This is a genomic window from Campylobacter majalis (genome assembly GCF_905120465.1).
Lineage (GTDB): Bacteria > Campylobacterota > Campylobacteria > Campylobacterales > Campylobacteraceae > Campylobacter_A > Campylobacter_A majalis.
On the sequence record NZ_CAJHOF010000012.1, the window covers coordinates 25,002 to 46,026 of the forward strand.

Annotated in this window: 19 protein-coding genes and 1 pseudogene; 6 read left to right on the top strand and 14 right to left on the bottom strand. The window is 33.5% G+C overall.

The annotated features are described in order from the left end of the window. Positions 1-12: 12 nt before the first annotated feature. Positions 13-2,613, bottom strand: coding sequence for a preprotein translocase subunit SecA (gene secA / locus LQU93_RS06750; protein ID WP_229933124.1), 2,601 nt, complete (start codon positions 2,611-2,613; stop codon positions 13-15). 101 nt (positions 2,614-2,714) lie between these two features. Here secA and lolA point away from each other — a divergent pair, with 101 nt between their 5' ends. Continuing rightward, positions 2,715-3,227, top strand: a complete 513-nt coding sequence (gene lolA, locus LQU93_RS06755; protein WP_229933125.1) for a LolA-like outer membrane lipoprotein chaperone — start codon at positions 2,715-2,717, stop codon at positions 3,225-3,227. Positions 3,228-3,249: 22 nt separating this feature from the next. On the opposite strand, the gene LQU93_RS06760 is transcribed toward lolA, so the two are convergent. Then, positions 3,250-3,789, bottom strand: coding sequence for a hypothetical protein (locus tag LQU93_RS06760; RefSeq protein WP_229933126.1), 540 nt, complete (start codon positions 3,787-3,789; stop codon positions 3,250-3,252). Further along, positions 3,783-5,111 carry an ATP-dependent DNA helicase gene (locus LQU93_RS06765; protein WP_229933127.1) on the bottom strand — a complete coding sequence of 443 codons (1,329 nt, stop codon included), beginning with the start codon at positions 5,109-5,111 and terminating at the stop codon, positions 3,783-3,785. The genes LQU93_RS06760 and LQU93_RS06765 overlap by 7 nt, the downstream gene beginning before the upstream one ends. 85 nt (positions 5,112-5,196) lie before the next feature. Here LQU93_RS06765 and LQU93_RS06770 point away from each other — a divergent pair, with 85 nt between their 5' ends. From LQU93_RS06770 to LQU93_RS06780, 3 genes are all read left to right on the top strand, one after another. Further along, on the top strand, positions 5,197-7,167 hold the full coding sequence (locus tag LQU93_RS06770) for a M15 family metallopeptidase (protein ID WP_229933128.1): 1,971 nt from the start codon (positions 5,197-5,199) through the stop codon (positions 7,165-7,167). A gap of 679 nt (positions 7,168-7,846) precedes the next feature. Beyond that, a complete protein-coding gene (locus LQU93_RS06775) occupies positions 7,847-10,933 on the top strand; it encodes an autotransporter domain-containing protein (protein ID WP_229933129.1) in 3,087 nt (1,028 codons plus the stop codon). Positions 10,934-11,006: 73 nt separating this feature from the next. Continuing rightward, positions 11,007-13,373 (top strand): TonB-dependent hemoglobin/transferrin/lactoferrin family receptor, encoded by a 2,367-nt coding sequence (locus tag LQU93_RS06780; RefSeq protein ID WP_229933130.1) that lies wholly within the window; start codon positions 11,007-11,009, stop codon positions 13,371-13,373. A gap of 276 nt (positions 13,374-13,649) precedes the next feature. On the opposite strand, the pseudogene LQU93_RS06785 reads toward LQU93_RS06780, so the two are convergent. The 11 genes and pseudogenes from LQU93_RS06785 to LQU93_RS06830 all read right to left on the bottom strand — a co-directional run bounded on the left by LQU93_RS06785 (position 13,650) and on the right by LQU93_RS06830 (position 19,173). Further along, positions 13,650-14,224: pseudogene (locus tag LQU93_RS06785) on the bottom strand (C39 family peptidase). After that, complete coding sequence (locus LQU93_RS06790; RefSeq protein ID WP_229933132.1) at positions 14,225-14,704, bottom strand: hypothetical protein; 480 nt, start codon at positions 14,702-14,704, stop codon at positions 14,225-14,227. Beyond that, positions 14,688-15,101 carry a hypothetical protein gene (locus tag LQU93_RS06795; protein ID WP_229933133.1) on the bottom strand — a complete coding sequence of 138 codons (414 nt, stop codon included), beginning with the start codon at positions 15,099-15,101 and terminating at the stop codon, positions 14,688-14,690. The genes LQU93_RS06790 and LQU93_RS06795 overlap by 17 nt, the downstream gene beginning before the upstream one ends. A gap of 300 nt (positions 15,102-15,401) precedes the next feature. Then, positions 15,402-15,560 (bottom strand): hypothetical protein, encoded by a 159-nt coding sequence (locus tag LQU93_RS06800; RefSeq protein ID WP_229933134.1) that lies wholly within the window; start codon positions 15,558-15,560, stop codon positions 15,402-15,404. Further along, positions 15,561-15,695 carry a hypothetical protein gene (locus LQU93_RS09965; protein ID WP_268250055.1) on the bottom strand — a complete coding sequence of 45 codons (135 nt, stop codon included), beginning with the start codon at positions 15,693-15,695 and terminating at the stop codon, positions 15,561-15,563. It abuts the gene before it with no gap. Between the two features lie 69 nt (positions 15,696-15,764). Next, positions 15,765-16,100 (bottom strand): nucleoid-structuring protein H-NS, encoded by a 336-nt coding sequence (locus tag LQU93_RS06805; protein WP_229933135.1) that lies wholly within the window; start codon positions 16,098-16,100, stop codon positions 15,765-15,767. Positions 16,101-16,129: 29 nt separating this feature from the next. Next, entirely contained in the window at positions 16,130-16,618 is a 489-nt protein-coding gene (locus tag LQU93_RS06810) for a nucleoid-structuring protein H-NS (protein ID WP_229933136.1), read from the bottom strand. A 53-nt stretch (positions 16,619-16,671) separates the two neighbouring features. Then, positions 16,672-17,361 (bottom strand): hypothetical protein, encoded by a 690-nt coding sequence (locus LQU93_RS06815; protein ID WP_229933137.1) that lies wholly within the window; start codon positions 17,359-17,361, stop codon positions 16,672-16,674. A 10-nt stretch (positions 17,362-17,371) separates the two neighbouring features. Further along, positions 17,372-17,581 carry a hypothetical protein gene (locus LQU93_RS06820; RefSeq protein ID WP_229933138.1) on the bottom strand — a complete coding sequence of 70 codons (210 nt, stop codon included), beginning with the start codon at positions 17,579-17,581 and terminating at the stop codon, positions 17,372-17,374. Between the two features lie 128 nt (positions 17,582-17,709). Beyond that, complete coding sequence (locus LQU93_RS06825; protein WP_229933139.1) at positions 17,710-17,988, bottom strand: hypothetical protein; 279 nt, start codon at positions 17,986-17,988, stop codon at positions 17,710-17,712. Between the two features lie 120 nt (positions 17,989-18,108). Further along, positions 18,109-19,173 carry a tyrosine-type recombinase/integrase gene (locus LQU93_RS06830; protein WP_229933140.1) on the bottom strand — a complete coding sequence of 355 codons (1,065 nt, stop codon included), beginning with the start codon at positions 19,171-19,173 and terminating at the stop codon, positions 18,109-18,111. Between the two features lie 73 nt (positions 19,174-19,246). Here LQU93_RS06830 and murI point away from each other — a divergent pair, with 73 nt between their 5' ends. Together murI and LQU93_RS06840 are read left to right on the top strand one after the other, a co-directional pair. Beyond that, positions 19,247-20,020 carry a glutamate racemase gene (gene murI, locus LQU93_RS06835; RefSeq protein WP_229933141.1) on the top strand — a complete coding sequence of 258 codons (774 nt, stop codon included), beginning with the start codon at positions 19,247-19,249 and terminating at the stop codon, positions 20,018-20,020. Between the two features lie 71 nt (positions 20,021-20,091). Continuing rightward, on the top strand, positions 20,092-20,871 hold the full coding sequence (locus LQU93_RS06840) for a TSUP family transporter (protein WP_229933142.1): 780 nt from the start codon (positions 20,092-20,094) through the stop codon (positions 20,869-20,871). Positions 20,872-21,025 lie beyond the last annotated feature (154 nt).

Here is a 21,025-nt window from a genome sequence, read left to right on the forward strand (position 1 = left end):
CCGTCCTTTGCGTTATGCAAACACGCCCCTTTTAGGACCTGATTTACCATGGCACTCTTTATATTTTTTACCACTTCCGCAAGGGCAGGGTGCGTTTCTAGGTATCTTTTTGTCTCCGGTTATGCTTTTAAATTCATCATTGTGATTTGTCTTAATCTCATCTTGTTGTTTTTGCATATTTTCACGCATATTTGCGACTTGCTCGTCTTGCTCTTCAGGGCCTCTTAGACGTATGAGTTGCAACATCTTAATGCTTTCTGTTTTTAGGCGATTTACAAGCTCCATAAATAGATTGTAGCTCTCTTTTTTATACTCAGTTAGTGGATCTTTTTGGTTGTATCCGCGTAATCCAATACCCGTTTTTAAGATATCCATTTGATACAAATGCTCTCTCCACGCATTGTCTAATACCTGTAAATATAGCATTTTTTCTATATCTTTTTTCTGGTTTGCATCAATGACACTCATTTTGTTTTCGTAGCTTATGCTTAAAATTTCATTTACTTTTGTCTCTAGTTCAGGATACTCTAAGTCCTTTAGCTCATTTTGATCTATTTCTTCGCCACTTTCGCTTAAGATTGCATTAGCAAGTCTTGATAGATCAAACTCATTTTTGTATCCGCCATTTACTATATCTACACTCTCAAGTAGCGATGTCACATATTCGGCTCTATTTTGAGCTATTTTTTCGCTTATATCATACTCTGGATCTAGTAGTTCGTTTCTATATTTATATATAGTTTTTCGTTGCTCATTTGCTACATCATCGTATTCTAGTAAGTGTTTTCGTGCTTCAAAATGTAGGCTTTCTACCTTTTTTTGGGCATTTTCTACGGCTCTTGTTACCATTTTGCTCTCTATACTTTCGCCTTCATCAATACCTAATTTATCCATTATCATTTTGATACGATCTGAGCCAAAAATTCTAAGCAGATTGTCTTCTAAACTTAGATAAAATCTACTCTCTCCAGGATCTCCTTGCCTACCTGCACGTCCGCGTAGTTGATTATCTATACGTCTGCTTTCGTGACGCTCTGTGCCTATTATATATAGTCCGCCCAATGCTCTTACTTCATCATCTATGCGTATATCCACGCCACGTCCAGCCATATTTGTCGCTATTGTAACAGCACCTTTTACACCAGCATTTGCTATTATCTCTGCTTCTTTTTCGTGATTTTTTGCATTTAAAACAGAGTGTGCGATTTTTTCTTTAACAAGCATTGAGTGCAAAAGCTCACTTCGCTCGATACTTGCCGTGCCAACTAGCACTGGTTGACCTTTTTTGTTTGCCTTTTTTATCTCTTCAATTACTGCTTTAAATTTTTCATTTTGTGTTTTGTATATTAAGTCGTTTTGATCTTTTCTAATCACTGGGACGTTTGTTGGTATGCTTATAACATCTAGTTTATAAATTTGTGAAAATTCTGTAGCTTCTGTTTGAGCTGTGCCTGTCATACCGGCTAGTTTGTGATACATTCTAAAATAATTTTGATACGTTGTATCGGCTAGTGTTTGACTCTCTTCTTGGATTTTAACACCTTCTTTTGCCTCAAGTGCCTGATGAAGCCCCTCGCTAAATCTTCTTCCTTCGCTTAAGCGCCCAGTAAATTCATCAACTATAACAACTTCGTTATTTCTTACAACATAATGCACATCTTTTTCAAATAGATTGTGTGCTTTTAGTGCCTGATCTAGATGATGGCTTAAAATGGCATTTTCTAAATCGTATAGATTGCTAACACCAAAAAGCTCTTCAGCCTTACTTATGCCTTGTTCTGTTATTAAAATAGATCTATTTTTCTCATCTGCTACAAAATCTCCAGTTGGTTTTGAATTTGGCACATTTGCATCAGCTGCTTCTCCACGAATTAGCTTTTTTGCTACTTCGTTTGCTTTTATATAGCCATCAAGTGTGCGGTTTGTAGGGCCTGAGATGATAAGCGGAGTTCTTGCCTCGTCTATTAAAATACTATCAACCTCGTCTACTATTACAAAATTGTGTTCTCTTTGAACTTTTTGTGATAGTTCAAATTTCATATTGTCTCTTAAATAATCAAATCCAAATTCTGAGTTTGTTCCATATGTAATGTCGGCATTGTAAGCTATTTTTCGTGCTTGATCGTCGTGCAATCCACCAAGCACAACATCTACGCTAAGACCCAAGAAATTATATAATTGTCCCATTTGTGTAGCATCACGCTTTGCTAGATAGTCATTTACAGTTACTACATGCACGCCCTTGCCACTCATGGCATTTAGCACAACTGCAAGTGTAGCTACAAGGGTTTTTCCTTCGCCTGTTTTCATTTCAGCGATTCTGCCCTCATGAAGCACCATACCACCTATTATTTGCACATCAAAATGACGCATACTTAGCACTCTTTTACTAGCTTCTCTGGTTATCGCAAAGACATCATTTAACACTTCGTCTTCACTTGTGCCGTTTTTAACTTGTTCTTTAAATTCGTTAAATGATTGTTTTAACTCATCATCGCTCATCGCTTGATATTTGCTTTCAAGTGCGTTTATAGCTTTTAGTCTTTTTAGATATTTTTTTACTTCTCTGTCGTTTTTTGTGCCAAATATCGTTTTAAAAATAGTGCCTATCATCTACTAACCTTAGTTTTAAATTTAAAGGGCAGATTGTAGCACATTTTAACTATTTATTTAATTAAAGTAGGTTAAAATAGGCAAAATTTTAAGGAGTAATTATGAAAAAATTAATAACATGTATCATTTTTAGTGTTTTTTTAATTGGGTCTGAGCTTGATTTTAATACGCTTAGTAGTCAATTTACACAGGTTGTAAATAGCAATGATACAAGTGTTGAATATAGTGGCGAGTTTTATGTTAGAGCTGATAATTTTGCACTTTGGATATATAAATCACCAACACCTAAAAAGATATATTTTGGCGATTCTCATGTGATTGTTGTAGAAGATGCGTTAGAACAAGCCATTATCTCAAAGCTAGATAATACGCCAAATTTAACACAAATTTTAAAAGATGCTAAAAAAATTAGTCAAAATTTATACAAAGCAACATTTGATGGAGTTGATTATCTAATAACATTAAAAGAAAATAAACCTTACATTATTGATTATAAAGATAAACTTGATAACAAAATAAAAATTACTTTAAAATCACCAAAGATAAATCAAGAAATAAGCACAGAGCTACTAACACCAAAAATCCCAAAAGGATATGATATCATTACTCAATAATTTAAAGCGATATTTTATGCTTTTATTCGCCAAAATCACGTCCAAAATCGCCTATTGAGTTTAGATCGATAGGCTGTTGATTTACGTTGTTTAGATTTGGATTTATTAAAATTTCATTATTTTTGTTTGTATTTTTAGGTGTGTTTTTGTATGAATTGCTTGAAATATTTGAGCATAAATTTCGTGCTTGTATGGCTTGTATTATGCTGTCAATCTCGACATTATTTACAATTTTTAAGCTCAAAATTAGCACTGTATCGATATCAACTGAGTGTTTTTTGGCAGTGTATTTACTAAATGCTTCTTTAAAGCGTTCTTTGCCAAGTGATGTTAGGATATCTTCTACATAAAAACTACCTACAATGACGTTTAATGCATCCATGACATAGGCTTCGTTATCGTTTAAATCTGTGCCAACAAGCTCTAATGTCATGGATATTTTTTTGGTCGTGTTTTGTGAAATTTTAGAGTATATATCGACTTGAAAATCACTTATTCTAAGCACATCAGCATTAGAAAAACTCACTATAAAAAATAATAAAAACGTAAAAATTCTCACCATATCTCCTTAAAATTTTCAAATTTACTCTCATTGTAGAATTTTTTTACTTTATCGTCTATTTTAACAACACTTTTTAAGTAATCGCTGAAATTTTTTCTTTTATTGTAAAATAGCTTTAAATTTTCTGGATTTGTCGCTCTTGATAACGCCACATAAAGTTGTCCATTTGCAAAAATTTGATTAAGGTTGCAAACTAGATTATTTATACTCATTCCTTGCGATTTATGTATAGTTATAGCGTAAGCTAGTTTAAATGGAAACTGCGAAAAAGTGGCTAAAATTTGCTGATTAATCTCATCGCCATCTTTAACAAATTTAGTGTAAGTAAATAGATGTTTTCCTACTTGAATTATCTCGCCATTTTGCTTTTCAATCACGACAGATATGCATTTGTCATCTTCTTTTATAATTTCTTTTATTTTTCCTTGTTCGCCGTTATAATAACCCATGTATGCGTAATTTACCACAAAAATTATTTTTGCTCCGACTTTAATTTTTAGCTCATCTTGGCTATTTAGTGAGTTTAGCCAGTTTTGTATATTTTGCAAACCATTTTTTTGAGTGGCTTCATCTATAATGTTTAGCTCGGCATTGCTTATTTCTAGCGGCGTGTCAAGCCTATCAAGCATGATTTGATTTATATTGTCTGCATCGACGTTACGACCAAATAGCATGGTTACATTTTCATCTAGTTCATACTCTTTAATCCTTAGTGAATTTATATAATCATTTACGTTTTGATTTATCTCTCCTAGACGCAGTGATTTTAAAATTTCATAAAATTTCATATCCTTTGTTCGTTTTGAGATTTTAAGCTCGATATTTTTTAACTCAAATGACTTCCAAGCATCTGAATTAAACGCGTAAGTGTAGTCAAATAGCGTTGCTTCGTCTTTTTTATAAACTGGTGGAAGCTGATAAAAATCGCCAACAAGTAAGAGTTTGCCCTGAAATTTTAATGTCCTTAGTCTATAGGCTATCATCTCAAGCAAATCACCGCTAACCATTGAAATTTCATCGATTATGATTAAATTTGCTATTTTTATTATCTCAGCTAATTTTGTGATGTTTGATTTTTGACGTTTGTCATAACTTGCAAGTTCGGCAAAATTTGAGCATATGCCAAATTTAAAAAAACTATGTATGCTTACTCCGCCGATATTTACGGCACTTATGCCAGTTGAGCCTAGTTTTATGACGTTTTTGCCATTTGTTTTGTAGTGTTTTATTACAGCTTGTGTTAAGTGCGTTTTTCCAACTCCAGCTCCGCCTGTTAAAAAAACGTTATGATTTTCTAAGATTTTTAATATCTGTTCTAGCACGTCATACCTAAGTTTTTATTTACTCAAATTATATCAAATTTAATTATTATTAAGCTAAAATTATCCATTTTTAATAAGGAAAATTATGAAAAATTTTATCATTTACGGCTTTATTTTGATATTTTTAACAGCATGTGGCACAAAAAATATCTCAAAAAACAACCATTTACAAGATGAACGTATAGTGCTTTTAGAGCTTGGCGATCAAAATTTATCATCGCTACCAAAAATAGATGAAAACATAGCATTTAGTGGCGATGAGTTGTTAAAAAAACGATTTAGAGCGTATGAGTTAAAGCGTGACGATAAGGAGATGAAAGATCCGTTTTGGGCATTTTCAACATACAAGTATAGCGTTAATAAGCCAAGATACGGCGTAAATTTTCGTCCATTAAATAAAGAGTGGTATGATAAACATAAAATAAATGCAAATGTGAGCAAGTTTTTGTCTGTCTCAAAAATAGCAGTCACTACAGCAAACACATCTCATAGAAATTTTCCAACATCTGAGCCGATGTTTTACAATCCAAATACACCAGGCGAGGGCTATCCGTTTGATTATTTGCAAAATTCAACATTAAGCATTGGTTTTGTGCTGTTTGTTTCGCATTTTTCAAAAGATGGTGCTTGGGCTTTTGTAAGAGATGATGATGTTTGGGGCTGGGTGAAGGCAGATGATATAAAAATTTTAAGCCAAAAAGAGGCACAAGATTATAAAAACTCAAAATTTTTAACCATCACAAATGACAATATGCCAGTTTATGATGAGAGTGGGGATTTTTTATTTTACGCTAGAGTGGGGGCTTTGCTACCATATTTTTACAGCGATTATGATTATTTTAAGGGCAAAATTTATACAAGAAGCGGATTAAAAGTGTATAAAATTTCAAAAAAACACGCTTTTGCTTATCCGCTTAAGTTTAATCAAAACAATATAGAAAAAGTAGCCAAAACGCTTATGTCTCAGCCATATGGCTGGGGTGGGATGAGTGAGCTTCGGGATTGTTCGCTGATGATAAAGGATTTTATGAGCGGCTTTGGCATATGGCTACCTAGAAACTCATTTTCGCAAGCACAACAAGGGCGTAAAATCATGCTTGAAGGATTAAATAACGATGAAAAACTATCCATAATCAAGCAAAAAGCCATCGCATATCGCACACTTATACATATGCCAGGACATATTATGCTTTATGTTGGTGTGCGTAACAATGATGTCATGGTGCTACATCAATCGTGGGGATTAAAAACAAAGTCAAATGGCAGGGCGATGATAGGTCAAACAGCCATAACACCTATAGATATAGGCAAAGATAAAGATTATATCGATGAGCAAAGCCTACTAATCTCAAAAGCCAAATCCATAACTATACTTGATACTAAAAGGATAAATGATAAAATTTTAAGATTAAAACATGCATATGGCGTTGAAGTGGTGGGTAATTATGTCTTATTTGATAGTGGCAAACAAGAGCTTTTTGATGATGGCAAAATAAAGTCACTAGAGTGTGAAAATGGTGCAGATATAGAAGATATGCTTGGAGAATACGCCGCATTAAAGCCACTATCTCATGCTCCAAGTGATGTTGGTAGATGCAGGAACTACACGCTTTTGGGTGAAATTTATGGCAAAAATGAAGCCGATGTAATGGCAAATTTGGTTGATGTTGTTTGGCTTAGGGATTTTGTCGCAACAAAAGTGAAGTTTAACTCTAAAAATGGAGCGAGTAAAGCACTACAAAATGTTAGTGATGAACTAAATGAGATGGCTAAAAGTGATGCTAGTATTTTGGAGTTTTTAACTCCGCTTAGCGGGACTTTTAAGTGGAGAAATATAGCTAAAACCACGCGTTTAAGCACTCATTCTTATGCGATAGCAATTGATATAAATGTTGCAAAATCGCACTACTGGCAATGGCATGAAAAAAGAGAAAATTTAATCCCTGAAAAGATTGTGCATGTGTTTGAAAAACATGGCTTTATCTGGGGTGGCAGATGGGAGCATTTTGACACGATGCATTTTGAATACCGTCCGGAACTAGCATTTATCAAGTAGCACCTTAAAATATAATAAAAGCAATCTTAAGTAGTTGTCTTGCTTTGTGGTGTTACTTGTTATTTTTTGTCCTAATTTGGCTAAGAGTTTAAAACCATGATTATGCCGATGAAAATAAGTATATTATTAAAATTTCAAAACAGAAATTTTATGAAAATTTGAAGTTGTTTTTTGCTTGGATTAGGTCTCACAAATTAGCCAGACAATATCGCAACTAAAAGGTTTGGATTAATTTTATGCTTTGTTGAAATTTGATTTAGTCTTGTGCTGTTTATTTGGTTTTGCTTACATCTTACTTCGTAAAAACGCTTCGCTTGTTTTGAAAATTTATGAATGAATATTTGATATATTTAATGATGATAAAATAAAATTTAAACTTTATTTAAAATTGTGTATTTTTAAAATATAAATAATGCGTGGTATTTTAAAAATTTATTAAAAATGTTTGCTAGTATGATTAATATACAGTATATAAATGATTTTGATTATTAAATCTGTATCAAAAGTTCTTTTAAAGTAGTAAAAACTAAATTTAATCCAAATTTTGGCTAATAGTATAGCTTTTATAAATTATATTTGATATTTTGTTATTAATTGTTATATTTATATTTAACTTATTTTAATAAAAAGTTTATTAAAATACGCACTATTTTTTATATTTTTTACGGAGATTAATATAATGAAAATTAATTACTCAAATGCAACACTTAGTATAATTTTATCTGTATCGCTAATAGGATGTGGCGGAGGTGGTGGAGGTGGCACCGGGGGGGGTCCTACTCCTAATTTAAGGATTAACGTAACGCCAGAGATGCCACGGCTTTTACCATTGCCATCTACTACGCCATCTTTAAATAAGCCTGAGCCAAAAATAACTGAGTCAAAAACAGATGAGCTAAAAATAACTGAACCAAAAGTAGATGAACCAAAAACAACTAAGCCAAGCACCCCTGATGTCTTGCCGACACCACAGCCAAGCACTCCAACACCTACGCAACCACAAAGTAGTGATATAATGCCATTAAGTCCTAAAGCTGCCCAGCCATCTTTGACAGAACAAATACAACCTTTAATACCATTGCAACCAGCACAACCAATGCAATTAGGTCCAGTTGAACCAAAAACATATAATGAATATCAAAAAGAGATTATAACATCGACAACATCAGATAATATAAAAGATGAAGAGCAAAAGAAAGAAGTAGGCATAATTGATTCAGATTTTTACTTATATGATAATTTTTTGCGTGGCAAAACAAAAGATGGTGAATTAAGGATAAAGACAGTAGAAGGCGGAACTGCAGGAAGTGCTCATGCACTGCAAACTCATGGAACTATCGTGCTTGGGATATTTGCGACAAACAACAGCGATTCAAAAATAAAGCTAGAAGCAGTTTCAGCTGGTGGCGGAAATCTTGCTATTGGAAATGATCATTTTGATAGATTGTATAAAAGCGGAGTAAGGGTTTTTAATAACTCATATGGAAACGTAAAAGAAACCGAAGAAGGTGCGGATATGCAAAGTCTAGTTGGCGACAAACCTGAAAAAGATAGTATATTTGTATGGGCTGCTGGAAATGAAGGTGGCAAAGACAAAACTAGCGGATATGCTTCGCCACAATCTTTATATCCTACTATAAAAGATGAAGCTAGAAATGGCTGGATAGCGGTTGCTGCTACAGAAAAAGATAATGAGAATAAACTTGCTTCTTATTCAAGCAAAATTGGCGAAAAAGCAAAAAACTGGGGCATAACGGCTAAGGGTAATCATAGTGTGAAATTTTCAGCTAGGACGGTTACATATTTTACAGGCGGCACATCTTTTGCAGCTCCAGTTGTAACGGCGGCTGTTGCAAATGTATGGAATAAATTTCCATGGATGAGCAATCACTTAGTTACTGTATCTGTCTTATCTACAGCAAATAAACCAGGCACAAATGAGCAAAGTGATGGACCAAATGCCGATTTTGGCTGGGGTATATTAAATCAAACAAGAGCATTAAATGGACCTGGTAGGTTTGATACGAAGCTTTTGACAAACAAAGATCATGAAAATAAGCTCTTAACGGTTGATTTTGAGTATAGGGATTATAAAGACAAGTCAAAACTAACATGGAGCAACAATATAGCAGGTGATGCGGGGATATTAAAAAAAGGCACTGGCATACTGTATCTAAGTGGTGATAATACATACACCGGAGATACGAAGATACAAAATGGTGTGCTTAGTTTTAGCGGATCACTTACAAACTCAAAAGTTATAATTGAGCAAGGCGGAACATTTGAAGCTAGAAATGATGATAAAAAGATGCAAGTTGTAAAAGTAGGTAATCAAAACTCATATACTTTTACAAATAATGGCTCACTAAACATTTATGGCAAGGGGCTAAAGATAGATGGTGATTATACAGCAGGAAAAGACTCTCGCATAGTCATAGATATAGATAAATCAAATCTAGAAGTAACAGGCACTATGAATATGAATGATTCAAGGATTGTAGCTGATATACAAAAGGTAGATGAAGTGCCAAATTCTACTGAAAATACCAAAACAATCATTACTGCTAATAGCATACAAAACTACAACGGCAAATACAATATATCTGATAAAATTTCAAGTTTAATTAGTATCAAGGAGCTTAGAACAGATGATAAACAAATAAGCGTCGTGTATAAAAGAGAGAACGTAACAAAAGCACTACAGACATTTCAGGTACTATCAGCATCTACAATAAATACGAGCGAAAATGTCGAAAAAGTATTAGAAAATATATCGAGAAATCCAAGCTCACATCTTAAAGCGGCTGCACTTAGTTTTTTTGCTATGTCAGCACCCGTTTTAAATAAAACCATCAAAAGTCTCTCGGGTGAGATACACTCAAGTAGTTTAAATACTCTAGTGCTTAGCAATAAGATCTTTAATCGCACGGCTTCTGATAGAGTGTATAACTCTATGATATCTGAAAGTAGTGGTTTTTGGATGGATGGGATATATGCTGATACGAAACTAAGTCAAAATGGCTACTCTAGTGCCGATGTGGATACCAAGGGCTCACAAATGGGACTTGATTATAAGCCAAGCGAGAATACTACTTTGGGCTTAAGTTTAAACCAAAGTGTGACTAAAACAAAATTTGATAGATATTCAGGAAGCAATGAGATAAAAAGCACTGGTGTGTCTTTATATGGTGGATATGAGTTTGATGATAGGTTTTATATAGCATCTAGACTTGGTTATGCATTTTACAAAAATGAAGTTGATAGAGAGATAATTAATACTTCTTCAAAAGTAAAATACAACGCTTCATCTTATGCTTTATACACAGAGGTTGGTAAAAATTTTGCCATGAATGAGCTTAACGCAAATATCTATCTTGCAAATGAGATAAATTATATTAAGCGAAATAGTTTTAGTGAAAAAGAGGATTTTGGTATCACTAGCTCAGACAAAAAATATACTTCAAATGCATTTTTAATCGGTGCTAGAACAAGCATAAATAGCGGAAATTTCAGCTTCATGGCAAATATAAACCACTCATACACGCCAAAACCTAAAAATTTTGATTTCATGGCAAACTACACAAATGACGATACGCCAATATATATAAAAGGCATGAGTGAGCTTAGACATCTTACATATGTTGGCATGGGTATGAGCTATGAAGTCTATAAAAATTTGACTCTGAGTTTAAAGGCAGATAAAAGCCTGTCTAAAAATAGGGCAAAAAGTAGCTTGATGAGATTTGGGTTTAGGTTTAAATTTTGATAATAGTTACTATTAAATATTAAGCAAAATTCCTTTATAATTGATATTTATTTTTATTATATAAAGGAATTTCGTGCGAAACAATCATGTATTAATTTTATCTATTTTTGTTGTTATAGAGCTTTTTGCGGCTGATGATGTTAGGCTTGATGAAGTAAGTGTAACAGCTAAAAATATCTCATCAAAAAAGTCGATTTTAAACAAGTCTGATATCAAAAAAGGACAAATTTTTAGCGAAAAAGACTTAGTTCGAAATGAAACTGGCACAAGCGTGACAGAAGGTGGCAGAAGCGGTAATAATGGCTATGCTATACGAGGTGTCGATAGTGATAGGATCTCTGTAAAAGTCGATGGCATGGAGGCTGCAGAGAGTTTTATGCCACGGTTTTATTACATAAAAGGCTTTATGAATGGCAATCGAAACTCAACTGAGCTTGAAAATTTATCAAGCATTGAGATTACAAAGGGGGCAAACTCGCTTACAAAAGGCAGTGGTGCTATCGGCGGTTCTGTATCAATGCAGACAAAAAACGCTTCTGACTTTGTAGCTGATGGTGAAAATTTTGGACTTTATAGCAAAACAGGCTATGCTTCCATAAACAACGAATTTCGCCAAGTAATAGGCGGCGGTGTGAAATTTAATGGCATTGAAGCACTTTTTCAACACACTTATAAAAATGGCGATGAGTATAAGAATTTTTATAGTGGAAGCATCAAGGACATATCTCACTGCGGAGTTGGCATAAACGGCGTAAATAACTCTGAAAAATACCAAAATCTCTGCTCTTTTGGTAGAATTTTGCCAGATACAGTTAATAGTAAAAGTAACTCACGACTTGCAAAAATTGGCTATAGATATGATAATCATTTTATCAACACATTTTATGAGGACCTGCGTCAAAATCACTTCACAGAGCAAAAGAGCAACAGTGTAGCATCACTTAATAGACGAAATTTTAATGAAAAAATTCCATACGAAAGATATGGTATATATTATGAATATGAGCCGAGCAATGACGCTCTTTTAAGCTATTTTAAGCTTGGTTTTGCAAGACAAAATATTAAACAAATCTCACACAGCAATCAATACAACGCTTTTGTAGGAAAAGATGCTTATTTAAATAATAAGATTGATAAATATCGAAGCTATGAATTTTCTCAAAAACGAGATCAGTTTGATACACAAGGTATTTTAAGTGAGCTTTGGGGAGGGCATATTTTAAGTTTTGGGGCTGGGGCTCATAAGGGCGAGTTTAAAAATGAAAATTTAGAAATTGATAATGGTGGTCGTATTGGAGTGCAAAACTTTACCTATCAGCAGCCAGTTAAAAGTAGGCTGTTTTATGGTTATTTAAAGGATGATTTTTATCTAACTGATAAGCTTGGATTAAGCTTTGGTATTAGGGCTGATAGATATAAATACACTCCAAAAATGTCAAATTTAAAATATGAAAACGCAAGACAGCAAATTCAGGAGTTGCCTGAGAGTAAATTTAACGCATTTACTTATGAGGCTGGATTTGAGTATGAATTTATCGATGATGCAGTGTTTTCTTATGCATTTAGCACTGGTTTTAGAGCACCAAAGATAGAAGAGATGTATTTTGAAATGGGGACGCCCAAATCTAGTACGGTTTATACTAGAAATTTAGATCTAAAGCCAGAAAAAGCACAAAATCACGAGATAACTTTGAGTAAAAATTCGCAAAATTACGCCATTTCAACTAGTGTATTTTATACAAGATATACTGATTTTATCGATATTGGATATGATGTTTTGATAGAAACCAGACGAGTTCGTGATCGCAGCACTAGACCAGCTGGATGGAAAAATCAATATTTTCTTGATAAAGTCATCTATAAGCAAACAAATATCGATAGGGCGGTCATTAAAGGTGTTGAGCTAAATACTAGAGTAAATGGTGGAGTGCTAAATTTGCCTGATGAGTATTTTGCAACGCTAAAAGCAACCTATCAAAAAGGACGCAAAAGTGATAATACATCACTGATGGCGGTGCAGCCATTTACGGCGATTTTTGGATTGGGTTACGATGGAGAAAGGCTTAGTTTGCTACTAACAAGTAAATATGTGAGTGCTAAAAGATCAAAAGACGCAAATGATTTTATTCCATTAAACTCGCTTCAGGTAAAAGTCGATAAAACAACTGCAAAAGTCGATAAAGGCGAGATAAAACCACATCCATATCTAAGTAATTCTTATTTGATTTATGATCTTACGGCAGGATACAAGATAAATAAAAATTTTAGTATCAATGCAGGTATTTTTAATCTTTTTGATAAAAAATATACAACTTGGGAGAGTTTGCGTCAGTTAAGATATAATGGCAATCAAGGCTATGTTTTAGGCTCTGGCGTTGGACTTGAAAGATACACGGCGGCTGGACGAAATTTTAGCATCAGCTTTGAGATGAGATATTAACTATGTAGGCAAATAAGCAACTTGGTTTAATACTGATATAAGGATGTAAATTATTTACTTGTGTTTTTGTTAAGATCAAGTAAAGCAAAACATAATTAAGAAGCTTGGTGACTATGATAGCAATGAAAATAAGTATATAAAAACTCAAAATTTAAAAAGCTAAATTTAGGGAATTTTAAAAGATGAAATGGTTGCTAGAATGATTTACGTTGCCATTCTTGCTGTTGTTGCGTTAGGCGTTATTGTTGATTGGACTGGGTTTAAAGTAGCTAAAATTTAAAATCTATCAAACAATGCCTTATTACTAGGTAAATTTGGTTTATATTCTTGTTTAAAATCATTTTTTGGTGCTAAAATCAAAGCATATCCACCTTTTTTGTTTTTATCCCATAGATTATAAAACTGCTTTTTTGTGCTTACATATTTGCCATAGCTTGGATCGAGTATGGTTATAAAATCGCCTTGATGGTTAATTACTATAACAAAGTGTAGGTGTCTAGGGTCATCTTCTATTTTTACAAGTATAGGTATGGTTATTTTTTCAAATATGCTTCTATTTATCTGATAGCCTTTTGATTCGTAAGATAGTTTGGCTGCTGTTTGTTGGAGTTTAAGAAAGCTTACCATATCTGTATTTAGCTTTTTGTCTTTCTTACTCATGAGTTTTATAATATCTTTTTAAAATCAAGTAAATTTATAAGTGTTGCCAAAGAAGCCGCACCACACGACTCCTCATAGCTTTGTCTTATTACTTGCTCGTTTCTAAGCTATTGGTAACTTTTGACGGCGAAGTGGGTGTGTAAGTGAGTAGCAAATATAAAACAATAAATCAGTGCTAGTAGAAATTTCATCTATACCTTGATATCCACCGCTTTTTTATTAGATATTTTTTCTAATAACCTAAGAACATCTATGCCTCGTTTTTGCTCTAGCTCCTTAAGCTTTTGTGCAAAAGCTTTCATATTTTCATCTTTGCTTATATCGTATGTTTCACCTTTGCTTGTGGCTTGTATTGGTTTGCGTTTTGCATTTTCTTGTGGCTGATTAATCGACGCTTCTATGGCTTCTCTGCTATTTTTATACTCTAGCTCAACCTCTTTATCTAGTTTTTTAAACTCTGCCTTAAATTCCTCAAGGCTCATATCATCTTCTGTCAAAAACAGCAAATAGTGATTTTTGTAATTTATAGCAAGTCCATCGAAAAAACTCCGAAAATTTTCTAACTCCTCTTTGTTCATGGTTGAATCAGCACCATGCATTTTTCCATAAAAAGTAACTTTACCATCTTTGGCATAATCTATGCTGCCTCTTTCATCAAAAAATTTCACCATCTTGTGTGCCATTTATTCTTTTTATAGCACCATCTATCGCCCCATTTATACGCGATTTTGCTAGTTGTTCTTCATTTGTATCGCTTGATAAGTATTCAAGCATTGATGCTTTTAATTTTTGTATCCAATCAGTTCTTGTTTCTTCTGAGGAAACCCAACTTGCATCAACTTCAAGACCATTTACTGCAACTCGGTTAGTTGATCCCATTTCATCAAGTGCTTTTGAAATTCTAGTGTTGTAATGCTCTGGTGATAAATTTTGATCTTTGTATAATTCTTCTTGAAATTCTCTTAATCCTTTTAAGCCGCCTTCTTTATAGTGCTTACTTTCTTCTATGCCTATATTAAGCCAATTTAGCATACCAATAGGCGTATCTAATAGTAGTTGGCTAATCATTATTAACTCCTTAATTAGCTAAAAATTTTTAGGCAAGTAATTTTACTTGCCTAAATTTCTTTCTAGTTTTAACTGATAAGAATTTCGCAACTCTTTGATCAGGGTGTTATTGTTTAGTATAAGACTGCTATTTATTTTGTGAAATGTGCCTTTTTGAGTGTTGTATGCACCAACATTGTATGTAAAAAGATTATATCTTGTCCCTCGATTATCAACTTTAACTTCTTTTTTTACAGTAAATATTGGTCTGTAAATATTTTCATCATTAGCATCAAAATAAAATTCTAAAGCATTTATATATTAACCCCAACGATTATCATTTACACCACAGTTATTTATACCCATAGCACATATAGTGTGCTTTTGTCTTTCGTTTGGACTTATATCAGTATATACGCCACTTTCCATATCCAATAATCGAATTTCAACGGCTGTATACTCACCCACAACACTACTCATCTAAGCATTATCAAGAGCATTAACCCCAGTCATATTTTCACTTATTGCCCCACCAGTAGCTTTAGATAATAAATCTCCAGCATTAGCACCGATAGATAATACACCAATCAAGACAACTTTAACCAAACTTTTCATAATCTATTCTTTGGGAGGTTTATATCTTTATTTTATATCGGCAAATTTTCATAAACATTTATCAGTGTATTAAAATTTTTGCCAAATGCTTATGCCAAACACGCTATCGGGAGCAGCGCTTGATCCTCCAAGATTTGCAGAAAATGTGATCGATGTATCATCGTCTATGCTATAGGTAGAACCTACGCTATAAGTTGGAATAGAGCGAACATTGTTTGTTTTTTTATCATTGATTTTATTTGCAGTTTGAAATCTTTGCTCAATGCCAAGATCAAGAGTTATCTTTGGACTCAAAACTATACTTAGATCGCCGCCAAAGAAAAAGGTGTTGCCATAGTTTATCTTTGCAAAGCTAAATTTTCTAGCTTGATTATATCCAAATCCAGTATAGATAGAATATACCACTGGATCAGTATATCCTTTTAAACTTGCCTTTAATGAGTATGATTTAAAGTAAAATTTTTTTGTTCTCTTTTTGCACTTTCATTTTGAAGTATGGCTGTTTGAAGTGTCAGCATAGGGATAATCTCACCTATTTTATCGCCTCTATAATTAAGCCCAATCCAAAGGTTATCAAATTTTGTTTTATTTTGGCTTTTGGGCTCTAGGGTAAAAAAGTCGATATACTCATTTCTTTTATAACTTCCACTAAAAGAAGTTATAATATCTAGCTTTGAAGTAAGGGCATACATAAGGGTTTGAGTAAGAGTTAGTTGCTTTGTATCGTCCCATACAACAGGATCGCCATTTATCATTAAATTTGGAGTGCTAGTATATACATTGGGGTTGCCACTACTTAGCAAAGATAAGTTTGTAACACTTCTAAGTCCGACTTGTTGTTTATAAAGGCTATCGATGGTTATAGGGTCGGAGGCAAAGAGGGATAGCGCTAAAATAGATACAACAACGAATAATTTTTTCAAAATTTTATCCTTCTAAGTTTATTGTTTTTTATAAATGCTGATTATGCTTAAATTTAAATCATCTTATCAACTACTTTTTCGCCCTTTTCTTCGAGCTTTTGCATAAGCCTAAGCACATCGATACCTCTTTCTTGCTCTCGTTTTAAAAGCTCTTGTAGGTAGGCAAATTTTTGATCTTTGTTTATATCATAAGTCTCTGTGTTTTTACTTACGGCTTGGATGGGTTTAAAACTCTCGCTAGTAGTTTGCAGGCTACCGTAATCAGGCGTTGAGCCACCTTTAATCCTAGTGTCTATAAAGAATTGATTGTGCCTTGAAAGCATATGACTTTCATACTGATCTATAAAATCACTTATGCTAAGCTCCGTTGATTCAAGTAGTTCATAACCCTTTTGGCTAGTAAAATCCACTCCATATTTTGCAAAAATTTCATTTGCTTTGTCAATCTCATTTTTAGATACTGTCTTGTCAGAACCATTAACTTTGCCCCATATGGTGTATTTGCCATCTATTACAACCCTTGCCACACCAACGTATTGTGTAAAATCTCCTATCGCTTTAGCTATATCTTTGGCTTGTTGTTCGCTCGTTTTTGCTTCACTGTTTTGCTCTGAAATTTGAGTAGCTTTAGATGGTGTCAAAACATGTGCGGTTTTGGTTTTTGAATTTGATTTTGTGTTACTAGCCTGTTGCGCATTAAAGTTTTGATATGATGCAAGGTTTTTTAAATCACTTAGTTGCATTTTAAACTCCTTATCTTTGCATTTTGGCTAATTCGTTTAACCTAGAAACGAGTGCGTTATCGGCAGCTTTTTGTATTTCTTTAACAATAGGATTATGTTCTAGTGCCAAAGCATAATTTACACTGTGAATAGTTCTGGTTGAATAATCAAAAGCACCGAGTCTAGCAACATTAGCACGGTAATGTGTTCCACCTGGTGTAGTTCTGATCCGTTTTTCCATTATATACACTAATGCATAATGCATTAAATCATAAGTGCTGCCCATCGCTTGATAATATTGCAACAGTCTATCTCTGTTAGCTTGAGAATGTGTTTGAGTTTGTGAATTTAAGTAGCATTCTGTAACATTTAATCCGCATATACCCTATCTCTAAGTGTACTTTTTTCAATATCTAATAAACCAGCATCATTATACACCAAGCCAAGCTCGCTATCATAATGGGGTATTGCTATAACGGCTACGGATGTATTTGAAATATCTATAACACCAGTAAGCCGATATCTTCCCTTGATATTTTTCATCTCAGACACACTAAGCTCTTTAACACCAAAAGCATTATTATTAATACTTCCACCAGTAGCCTTAGATAGTAAATTATTAGCGTGAAGCCCCAATGCTAACAACATGCTAAGCAACATAGTCTTACATTTTTGCTCCTTTAAATAAGATGATTAATATATACTTACAGCATAATTTTTTATAAAAGAGATAATGTTAATATGCTTATAATTAAGTTACTGTATAAATTAACCTTCGCTTAAATCTTCTGCTACCTTTGCGGCTAACTTTAGTTTATCATTGTCAAAGTGTGTGTAAATTCTTGATGTGTTTAAACTAGCATGTCCTAATGCTTCTTGAACTAAAACTATATCTTTTTGCTTTTTATACAGCATGGTGGCAAACGTGTGTCTAAGCATATGAGCACCATTTTTTTCTTTTCTGATACCAGCCTTAAATAGTATTTGCTCAACTATCCTGCTAACATAGGCTTGGGTTAGTCGTGTGCCTTTTTTGTTTATAAACAGATATCCTTCTTTGTTGATATAGTTTATCGCTATTGAGTGAAGATACTCACTTATTAGGTGCTGCTTTATCATGACAATGCGGTATTTGTTGCCTTTGCCGCGTATTCGTATGATGTATAAATCGCCCTCTTCACTTATATCTTTTCGTTTTAAATTCAGTGCTTCACTAACGCGAATACCTGTGAAAATTATGAGTTTGATTATTAGTTTATTGCGATTTTGGTTTGATTTAAACTCGGCTTCATCGATCGCGGTTAAAAATCTTTTTACTTCATCTTCGCTCATAAACTCAGGCAGTTTTTGCCCTCTAGCACCACTGACACCACCCCAATTTTTAAGCTCTACATTATACACATGTGCCTTGCCATCTTCTTCATTTTGTTTATCAAGATATGAGAAAAAATTAATAACACTTATGCGGTAGTTTTTCTTACTTGCATCGCTTAGTCCCCCAGTTATCGATGCTAGAGTTTCGCTTAGCAGCTCTTCATCTATCTGCTTTAAACTTGTTAGCTCATACATACAAAGCGTTTCATATAGTTTTTTAAGCGGATTAAAGTAAGTGTTTATCCCTGTTAATCCAGCGTTTCTAGCTAGTTTAACAAGTCCATCAAGCTCTATTAAAGTGCCTACTCCACGGTTTAGTTGATAGTTTGCTTTGGCTAAGGCTTGTGGATCTCTTAACTCTTTATTTGATAACGAGCTAAGTTTGTATTTTACGTAGCGAGTGAGCCAAAACAACATTGATGATTGAAAATCTTGCTTGTGATCTAGTTGGTATTTCACGCATAATCCTTGAAATTTTAATGCAGATTATAGCCACTATTTTATATAATTTTGCTTTTTGTTAGGAGAAAAAATGAGAGTAGGGGTCTTTGACTCAGGATTTGGTGGACTAAGTGTATTAAATGCAGCACTAAAACGCTTTAGTGGAGTCGAGTTTGTCTATTATGCCGATACAAAAAATGTCCCATATGGCACCAAAAGCGTAGATGAGATAACCGCATTAAGCATAAATGCTTGTAAATACTTAATAAACAGTGGCTGTGAGATAATCATCGTCGCTTGCAATACGGCAACATCAGCTTGTATTAATGTGCTTAGAAATATGTTTAACGTGCCTATTGTAGGGATGGAGCCAGCTATAAAAATTGCTTTAAATAAATTTGATAAAAAGACAATTCTAATCGCAACACCAGCCACAATAAACGGCGAAAAATTAAAAAAACTAATATCAAAATTAAATGCAAATGATAATATTTGGCTACTTGCCTTGCCCAAGCTTGTTAGTATGGCGGAGAATTTAGATTTTAGTAGTTCAAAAGAGTATTTAAAAGGCGAGTTTTCTGAGATTTGTTTTGATGATTTTAGCTCACTCGTGCTTGGTTGTACTCATTTTAATTATTTTAAAGATAGCTTAAGAGAAATTTTGCCATCTCATATTAGCTTTATAGATGGTATAGATGGAACATTAAATAGATTAAAATCACTGTGTAATGATGAAATTATGCACTATGAAAAACAAAATAAAATAGAGTATGTTTGTTCTGGAAATTTGATACAAGATAAAATAGAGCTTAATAAAATTTCAACACTCTTAGCTAGGCTAGATAAGATGGAATATGTAAAATAATTTATAAAATTTTATGTATTTATTTTCATATTTTGATACATAAAATTTTACGTAATTTAAAAAGGTTAAAGATGGAATTTGAAATATATGCTTATGCTATTGTGATTGTAGCTGCGTTTTTTGGGGGATTTGTAGATGCGATTGCTGGAGGCGGGGGATTGATAACGGTTCCCGCCTTGCTTGCTGTTGGTATACCACCGCACGTTGCATTAGCAACAAATAAGCTTCAGGGTAGTTTTGGGACGTTTGCTGCGATGATTAACTTTTATAAAAAGGGTATGATTGATTTTAAAAAGATAGGCGTGGGGATACTTTTTACATTTATTGGGGCTTGTATTGGAACTGTTTTGATACTTTATTTGGATGCTGAAATTTTACGAATTATCATACCTTTTTGCTTGATTGCTATATTTGTTTATACTCTTTTTGCAAAAAAAATAGGTGAAGAAGATAGGGCTGCTAGAATGAGCTCAAAGCTATTTTATGTATTATTTGGGCTTGGACTTGGCTTTTATGATGGTTTTTTTGGCCCTGGTGCTGGATCGTTTTGGACTTTTGCACTTGTTGCCTTGCTTGGACTAAACATGAAAAAAGCTGTTGCAAACACAAAAGCATTAAATTTTACAAGCAACTTTGTAAGTTTATGTGTATTTATTGTTGGCGGACAGATATTGTGGGTGGTTGGCATACTTATGGGGTTGGCACAAATTGCTGGTGCTTGGGTTGGTTCAAATTTGGTTGTAAAAAAAGAGGTTAAATTTATAAGAATAATGTTTTTGTGTGTAGTTGGTGCGACTATTGTTAAACTTGTGTATGATTATTTTGGTTTGCACTTTAAAGACATTTTTTAACTATGACTTTGTTTTGATTTAATCAAATTTGTTAGAATTTTCTTTTGTATAAATTTATATCTTTTGGACGCAAGATAACATTGTTTGGTTTTCTACTTTGCTTTGATAAGAGCTACTTTGCTTCATTTATGTTTTGAAAAACTACTTGTGATAT

Excerpts from the sequence above, each read along its gene's own strand:
- secA (WP_229933124.1), bottom strand. The coding sequence starts at position 2,613 with ATGATAGGCACTATTTTTAAAACGATATTTGGCACAAAAAACGACAGA.
- lolA (WP_229933125.1), top strand. The coding sequence starts at position 2,715 with ATGAAAAAATTAATAACATGTATCATTTTTAGTGTTTTTTTAATTGGG.
- LQU93_RS06760 (WP_229933126.1), bottom strand. The coding sequence starts at position 3,789 with ATGGTGAGAATTTTTACGTTTTTATTATTTTTTATAGTGAGTTTTTCT.
- LQU93_RS06770 (WP_229933128.1), top strand. The coding sequence starts at position 5,197 with ATGAAAAATTTTATCATTTACGGCTTTATTTTGATATTTTTAACAGCA.
- LQU93_RS06775 (WP_229933129.1), top strand. The coding sequence starts at position 7,847 with ATGAAAATTAATTACTCAAATGCAACACTTAGTATAATTTTATCTGTA.
- LQU93_RS06790 (WP_229933132.1), bottom strand. The coding sequence starts at position 14,704 with ATGGTGAAATTTTTTGATGAAAGAGGCAGCATAGATTATGCCAAAGAT.
- LQU93_RS06795 (WP_229933133.1), bottom strand. The coding sequence starts at position 15,101 with ATGATTAGCCAACTACTATTAGATACGCCTATTGGTATGCTAAATTGG.
- LQU93_RS06800 (WP_229933134.1), bottom strand. The coding sequence starts at position 15,560 with ATGAGTAGTGTTGTGGGTGAGTATACAGCCGTTGAAATTCGATTATTG.
- LQU93_RS09965 (WP_268250055.1), bottom strand. The coding sequence starts at position 15,695 with ATGAAAAGTTTGGTTAAAGTTGTCTTGATTGGTGTATTATCTATCGGT.
- LQU93_RS06815 (WP_229933137.1), bottom strand. The coding sequence starts at position 17,361 with ATGCAACTAAGTGATTTAAAAAACCTTGCATCATATCAAAACTTTAAT.
- LQU93_RS06820 (WP_229933138.1), bottom strand. The coding sequence starts at position 17,581 with ATGGAAAAACGGATCAGAACTACACCAGGTGGAACACATTACCGTGCT.
- LQU93_RS06825 (WP_229933139.1), bottom strand. The coding sequence starts at position 17,988 with ATGTTGTTAGCATTGGGGCTTCACGCTAATAATTTACTATCTAAGGCT.
- murI (WP_229933141.1), top strand. The coding sequence starts at position 19,247 with ATGAGAGTAGGGGTCTTTGACTCAGGATTTGGTGGACTAAGTGTATTA.
- LQU93_RS06840 (WP_229933142.1), top strand. The coding sequence starts at position 20,092 with ATGGAATTTGAAATATATGCTTATGCTATTGTGATTGTAGCTGCGTTT.